Consider the following 7223-nt stretch of genomic DNA (forward strand, 5'->3'; position numbering starts at 1 on the left):
TTCCCACACTCCCCACCCTCCCCATCTCCCTATCTCCCCATCTCCCCATCTCCCCATCTCCCCATCTCCCCATCTCCCCATCTCCCCACCCTCCCCACACTTCCCACACTTCCCACACTTCCCACCCTCCACTCCCGAACAATACTCTGGACAAATGACAATAGTTGATAGTACCAATGTTCTATAGAGCAATCACTAAGAACGACCATTTTTTGTCAAGAGTCTTATGGAAAACCTCACATCTGCTCAACAAGAACTCTACGATTGGCTGGTTAATTATATTCGCATCTCACACCATGCCCCTTCGATCCGGCAAATGATGAGAGCAATGAACTTGCGCTCACCAGCACCGATTCAGAGTAGGCTGGAACATTTGCGTAGCAAGGGATATATTGATTGGACTGAAGGAAAAGCCCGGACGATTAGGCTGCTGCGGCATTGTAATTTGGGAGTTCCTGTATTAGGAGCGATCGCAGCCGGGGGCCTAGTGGAACCTTTCACCGACACAGTTGAGGAGTTGGATATATCTGGCTTTTTCTATCAACCAGGTAACTTTGCTCTGCGGGTTACTGGAGACAGCATGATCGAAGACCTAATTGCAGAAGGGGATGTGGTGATTATGCGACCAGTGCCTGATCCCGATGACATCAAGAATGGTCTAATTGTAGCGGCACGGGTGGATGGACATGGTACTACCTTGAAACGTTTCTATCGTAAGGGTGATAAAGTTACTCTTAAACCTTCTAATGCTAAATACCACCCCATAGAAGTTATGGCAAAACATGTCCAGGTTCAAGGAGTATTAGTTGGTGTCTGGCGGGGATATGATCAAAATTTAACAGCTGCAGCGATACATTAGCCATACCATAACAATAAGGAGAGCGAAGCATCTTGGTAATTCTTAGCTATCGCTCTCCCATCAGTAATATTCAGTTATCTAAGGCTCTATTCTAAGCTTTCATGGCCTGTTTGCGCTTTAGTGCTGAACCAGCACCTATTGCACTTACTGCTAGTAGACCAAAAACCGAAGCCGGTTCAGGGACATCAATGGACTTTGCCAGGATGAACTGCTCCTGAGCCTCCGTTATTGATTGTCCATAAGCGTGATGGTACTTAAAAGAACCTGATTCTCCAGCAGCGAGAAGTAATTCAATACCAATATGTGTTCCCAGGTCTACAAAATCGCCATTACCATCAAATGGATCATTAAAGAAATTGTTCAAATCAAAACCATTAAATATCGCAAAAGGATTACCAGAAGCAACAGTCACATCAGGGTCTAGTGACCCCAAGACTACTGTAAGACCATCTTGTTCTGTGGCTTGACCGACTGTTGCCAATCCAGCATCCGTTGAGAGTGACAACACATCATTGAAAGTGCCGAAGCCGTTTCCTTGATCAATACCCTGGTCTGGATCAAACGTGTCAAAATAACGCAGCGCTACGTCTGAACCATTGTTAACAAATTCAGTTGAGATGCTCAACACGTTAAAATCGGGAACCAGGGAATAGGTGCGGGTAAAATCAACATTAGCACCCCCTCCAGTGTATGTTCCTGTCACGGACACAGAGTCACCGCTGCTACTAACACTTAGGGGTTGTTGGGTAACACCTGTTGTGGTGTTTCTGACAAAAGTAGATGTGTTTGTCCCGTTTTGAAAACCAAAGTCGGAGATAGGAGCTCCTGGGTTAAAAAAATCACTAGCAAAGAATGTCATTTGGTCAAATAATACGGTATCAATCGCACCGTTGTCTTCTCGAATTGTGACTTCTAGGGAACCATTGCTGAGAGTAACGGCTTGTGCTGATGCAGTTCCTAGGGACAGGAAAATCATGCTTGTAGCACCCAGTAAAACGGCTGAATTTTGAACAATAGATCCTGCTATTGCTATTGCCATTGATGACTTGGTCATGAGAGTTGAATTAGCCATAATTTTACCGCCAAAATAAAATGGTTATTGGGTTGTATTTAGTGAAAGAATTTACTCACTAAATTAAATAACAATGGCAGAAAAGTCAGTAGGAAAAAGTAGGACGATTCAGGGATAAGCTTTATAAGCTTTTTGTAAAGAAGTAATCGATATTCATCAAGGGTTTGTAAAGTTATAGGTTGGTTTATGAATTACTGATAAAGAAGTATACTTTATTTATAAATTTTTACTAAAGCTGCCGATGAGTATCCTTAAACTTAACTCTTTATTTTGTTTTTTTTTTATGATCAAACTATTCAAGATAGTTTTGAATTAAAATACCTTGAATAGTTTGATAATTTTTTGAAAAAATTAATGCATATTGAAGAAGCAATCGAACTTTTGCAATGCTTGGTGTTTGCCAAAACTGACCAGCATTTGGATAAAGTCCAAATTGATGTATTGCGGGGAGCTTGGGAAAATCACACTTATGATATAATTGCGGAAACTTACTGTTTTTCTAGTGCCCATGTCAAGACAGTTGGTGCCAAATTATGGCACTTGCTCTCTAAAGTATTGGGGACAAAGGTCAACAAAAAAAACGTTCAGGTCGTCCTCAAACGTATCGCAAGAGATTGGCAACAGGAGAGCAGCCGTAGAATTTCAAGCTCCCCAATCCTGGAATTACCCGGAGGTCAAGTTCCTCTAGATTCCCCTTTTTATGTAGAGCGTCCCCCCATCGAAGCATGCTCATATCATGCCATTTTGCAACCCGGAGCCTTGATTCGGATTTATGCTCCCAGGCAAATGGGCAAAACCTCCCTGATGGCCAGGATTCTGGAGCAGGCACGATGGCAGGGAAATACCACAGTCACTCTCAACTTTAAACTAGCTAATCGAGAGGTCTTCACCAGCCTGGATAAATTATTAAAGTGGTTCTGTGTCAGCGTTGGGAAAAGCCTGGGGCTGTCGAATCAGTTGGCGGATTATTGGGATGAGATTCTGGGCAGCAAATCTAACAGCACCGACTACTTTGAAAACTATCTGTTGGCTGAAATTGACAGTTCACTCGTACTGGGCTTAGATGAGGTGGATATGGTGTTTCAATACCCGGAAATCGCCTCAGACTTTTTTAGTTTACTGCGCACCTGGCATGAGAAAGCTAAGTATGGAGATCGTAGGAGCTATATTTGGCAAAAACTTAAGTTAGTGGTTGTCTATGCCACAGAAGATGATGCTTGGCTGAATCTCCATGAATCCTTTAATGTGGGGCTGCCCATTGCTTTACCTGAGTTTACTCAGGAACAGGTACAAGATTTGGCACGGTGTTATGGACTGAATTGGGATGCTGATCAAGTGGCGCAGCTGATGTCTTTAGTAGGTGGCTATCCCTATCTGGTGCGCACAGCACTACACCACATTTATTATCAAGATTTCACTCTAGAGCAGTTTTTGCCTAAGTCTGCTACCCAAGGCAGAGTGTATGGCGAATATGTGGGTCGGCAATTCTTGAAGCGTCAACAGAATCGGGAACTCTATACAGCCTTTGCCCAAGAGACAAGTTCACCCATACCGCTGGAATTAGATTGCCTTTAGGCTTTACAGCTACAGGACATCGGGTGGTGTATCTACGAGTTAATCACGTTCATGTAGGGTGGGCAGTCTCAAGCACTGCCCACCCTAGCATTAATCTAGCCGAAAGGAAGGCAGAAGGCAGAAGGCAGAAGGCAGAAGTAAAGGAGTAAGGTTTCATCGGAGAAGGTTTTTGATCACTAATTATCCGGACATGATGTGAGTTGATCTACGAGGTAATCAAGTGATGCCTAGCTGCAATTTTGTATCAACAGTTTCACTATTCCCTATTCCCTATTCCCTATTCCCTATTCCTACTACTCTTCATCTTCATCTTCCTCTTCTGCCTCTCTAATCGCTTCATCCAACCTATCATTTGCCTCTTTAGCTAGCTTAACAAAAGCAATATTCGATGCTAATCCCACACTGGTAGTAACTATTCCATCAGATAGCTGTTTGGACATTAATAATCCTGCGCCTGCTAGACCTACAATCCCGCTTAGAATTGTAGCCCCGACAAGCAAGTTAAAGGAAAGCTGGGCTTGACGAATGCGCTCGTTCAAGTAGCTGGTTTCTGGGTCAAATTCTTTGTTTGGTTTAGACATGATTTATTCAGCCTTTAGTTGAGTAACCCTCTTATCTCCAACTATAGGCTTTCAAAACTAAGCCTAAGCATTTGTGTGTAAAATTTCACTTAGTTCACGGTTTTTACTATTGGTGAAGCTCGAATAATATATCCATGATTAGTTTTTCACTACTTGACAAACAATCGTGAAACTAGGGAATCGGGAATCGGGAGTCGGGAATCGGGAATCGGGAATCGGGAATCGGGAAAAAATCCTGTGTACCTAATAGTTATGAAAAACGCTGTATTACTGCCCACCCTACGATTTATTTTACTATTTTACAATTAATTTTCTGTTGGTGGGCAGTGCCGATTTAATTTACTACAAGCTTTGAAATTGCTAGGAAGCACTGCCCACCCTACGATTTATTTTACTATTTTACAATTAATTTTCTGTTGGTGGGCAGTGCCGATTTAACTGAATACAACCTTTAAAATTCCTAGGAAGCACTGCCCACCCTACGATTAATTTTAATCTATTTTACAATTAATTTTCTGTTGGTGGGCAGTGCCGATTTAACTGACTACAACCTTTAAAATTCCTAGAAAGCACTGCCCACCCTACGATTAATTTTAATCCCAAGATTTATCCATATTTCGTAATAAAAAAAATTCTAAATTCCTTGACAATATATTAATTTATAAATATATTAATAATATGAGCCATTTACAGGAATCACGATTCATGACCAAGAACATTCCGCCTAACTCCGATGACAAGAACACCCCAGAAAACCCTGGTCGCCAACCTAAGCAAGTCAAGCTGATCTTGATCGGTTCTCCTGAAAAAGTTTGGAAGACAATTATTGCCCTTTATGGCCTTAAATACGCCTATCCCAACGAGTGGAGCACTCCCGAGCCTACGGGGAAGCCTGATGAGATTATGACTTTTTTGATTCGCTATTTTTACGTAGACTAGGATAGTAATTTGCCAGGGTTTGACCCCCTGGCGACCATCAGTGAAATTTGTTTTGTGGAGGTTAGTTTACTGAGTTAGGATGTTGTTGTTTTGGATCAGTTGCTGAGGTAAGTGGTCAGTGATCAGTAGTCAGCGGTCAGTGGTCAGTAGTCAACCTTTCGCTGTTCCCGTAGCGTGCGCGTAGCGCATTCGCTGATCAAGTCAGCTGTAGTTGTAATGGCTTACAAAAAAAATTGGTCAAGTTTTGGTTAACCAATTCTTGACCGATTTTTTTTGCTATGTCTGAAGTTCCCCCGTTCATTTGTACTACTATGCTAGTTAAAAGCTCTCCCCATAAGGGATATAGCGATTGAGCAAAAAAATTGTGTACCCATGTTGGTTCTTGAAGTATGTCTGCAATTGGAATATAATCCAACTATAGGCACTGGTCGCATTTTTATTTGAGAACCAAATCGCTCAAACGCCCTTCAGCTAAACGTTGTGAGCATTCTCAAGAAGACTGTACCCAGTAGCAATAAGTACCGACAAGCCTAGGAACGCCACAGAGCTTGGGATTGAGGTTTCGAGTAGTTCAAACTTTGGGGGAACTTCAGCTATGTAAGGCAGCAGGGAACAGGCAGCAGGGAGCAGTAGGGAAGTGTGTGGAGTGTGGTGAGTGTGGAAAAAAGTTCAGGTTACTTCATGGCACTTCACATGGGTGAAGCTCGAAGAAGATCTCTGTAATTATTTTTTCACTGATCAACAAAATTTGTGAAACTATTATCTTAATCTTGCTCCACTAATCAATAATACTCTAAACTAACTATAGGACTATCTACGGCACAGGGAGCGATCGCCTATGATGAGTAAAGAAGCCTTCGAGGAAAAATACAAGAACATGCCTCCGAAAAGGCGACAAGTGTTGGAGGCGGTGGTTGGTGGCAAGACAGATAGAGAAATCAAAGACAAGGTGCTAGGTGTCGATAATAAAAATACTGTAAGAAAGCATATTTCTAATCTATATAAAGACTTTGATATTGAAGCTAACGGTTATAATTGTCGTGATGAATTAGTTAAAATCGTTTATACCCATAAGCCTGAGTTAGTGGCTGAAGAAGTATTAAAAGAGTGCGGTTTTTCATCGTCTCGATCTAGAGCTGAGCAAGATATATATATTGAGCGCCCCCCCATTGAAGCTCGTTGTTATCAAGAAATTGTCAAACCGGGAGCATTAATTCGGATTAAAGCACCGAAACTGATGGGCAAAACCTTACTGATTCAGAAGATTATCGCCCATGGCGCAAAACAGGGTTATGGAAAGGTTTATTTAAATATGAATCAGCTCCCTTTCACTAACTTAGATATATTTTTAAAGTCTTTTTGTGGGCAAGTTGGTAACAAACTGAAATTGCCCAATCAGTTAGAAACCTATTGGGATGATAGTTTATTTACCAGTATTGACAACTGCACGGCCTACTTTGAAGAGTATTTGTTAGACTCTTTAGAAACTCCGTTACTGTTGTGTTTGGATGACCTTGATAGAGTGTTTCACCATCAAGAGATTGCTGAAGGGTTTCTGCCCTTGCTCCGTAGTTGGCATGAGAGTGGCAAGTTTGACGATAGTTGGAAAAAACTGCGGTTGGTGGTGGCTCATGCTACGGAAATTTACATTGATTTAGATATAAATAAGTCCCCGTTTAATGTGGGATTACCTATAGATTTACTAGAGTTTGATTCTGATCAGGTTAAGAGATTTGCCCAGGGTTATGGATTGAATTTGTCTGTGGATTCAGTAACGAAACTGATGGCAATGGTGGGGGGACATCCTGATTTATTATCCCAAGCTTTTGATTATCTCAAGAATCACCAAGAAGTAGAAAAGACACTAGATACTCTTTTGGCTTTAGCCCCCACAGAAGCAGGAATTTATGGCAGTCATCTGTACTTACTGTTAACTAGTATTCAAGAGCATCCCCAATTGCTGGACGCTGTTAAACAATTAGTTAGTACAACCAACCCAGTGCGCCTGGATGCTACTATCACTCGCAAGTTGGAAAGTATTGGACTGGTTGAGCGCCATGGGAATGATTGTAGTTTTAGATGTAATTTATATCGTCTGTATTTTAGCGATCGCATTTTAGGGAATAGGGAGTAGGGAGTAGGGAGTAGGGAGTAGGGAGTAGGGAGTAGGGAGTAGGGAGTAGGGGTAATATCATTA

Annotated in this window: 7 protein-coding genes; 4 read left to right on the forward strand and 3 right to left on the reverse strand. The window is 41.9% G+C overall.

Translation table 11 applies throughout. The features are described 5' to 3' along the window. Positions 1–226: 226 nt before the first annotated feature. On the forward strand, positions 227–859 hold the full coding sequence (lexA, locus tag F6J94_RS27020) for a transcriptional repressor LexA (protein WP_293045934.1): 633 nt from the start codon (positions 227–229) through the stop codon (positions 857–859). Positions 860–950: 91 nt separating this feature from the next. On the opposite strand, the gene F6J94_RS27025 is transcribed toward lexA, so the two are convergent. After that, complete coding sequence (locus F6J94_RS27025) at positions 951–1913, reverse strand: PEP-CTERM sorting domain-containing protein (protein WP_293045937.1); 963 nt, start codon at positions 1911–1913, stop codon at positions 951–953. 372 nt (positions 1914–2285) lie between these two features. Here F6J94_RS27025 and F6J94_RS27030 point away from each other — a divergent pair, with 372 nt between their 5' ends. Further along, on the forward strand, positions 2286–3506 hold the full coding sequence (locus F6J94_RS27030) for an AAA-like domain-containing protein (RefSeq protein WP_293045940.1): 1221 nt from the start codon (positions 2286–2288) through the stop codon (positions 3504–3506). Positions 3507–3799: 293 nt separating this feature from the next. On the opposite strand, the gene F6J94_RS27035 is transcribed toward F6J94_RS27030, so the two are convergent. Both F6J94_RS27035 and F6J94_RS27040 read right to left on the reverse strand, forming a co-directional pair. Then, the gene (locus F6J94_RS27035) at positions 3800–4087 is read right to left on the reverse strand and encodes a hypothetical protein (RefSeq protein WP_293045943.1); all 288 of its coding nucleotides are present in this window, start codon (positions 4085–4087) and stop codon (positions 3800–3802) included. A gap of 149 nt (positions 4088–4236) precedes the next feature. Continuing rightward, positions 4237–4365, reverse strand: a complete 129-nt coding sequence (locus tag F6J94_RS27040; protein WP_293045945.1) for a hypothetical protein — start codon at positions 4363–4365, stop codon at positions 4237–4239. A gap of 427 nt (positions 4366–4792) precedes the next feature. Between F6J94_RS27040 and F6J94_RS27045 the strand changes: the two genes are divergently transcribed. Together F6J94_RS27045 and F6J94_RS27050 are read left to right on the forward strand one after the other, a co-directional pair. Further along, positions 4793–5026 carry a hypothetical protein gene (locus F6J94_RS27045; protein ID WP_293045947.1) on the forward strand — a complete coding sequence of 78 codons (234 nt, stop codon included), beginning with the start codon at positions 4793–4795 and terminating at the stop codon, positions 5024–5026. Between the two features lie 838 nt (positions 5027–5864). Continuing rightward, positions 5865–7160, forward strand: coding sequence for an AAA-like domain-containing protein (locus tag F6J94_RS27050; RefSeq protein WP_293045950.1), 1296 nt, complete (start codon positions 5865–5867; stop codon positions 7158–7160). Positions 7161–7223: the final 63 nt, after the last annotated feature.

It is taken from the genome of Moorena sp. SIO1F2 (assembly GCF_010672755.1).
In the GTDB taxonomy this organism is placed as follows: domain Bacteria; phylum Cyanobacteriota; class Cyanobacteriia; order Cyanobacteriales; family Coleofasciculaceae; genus Moorena.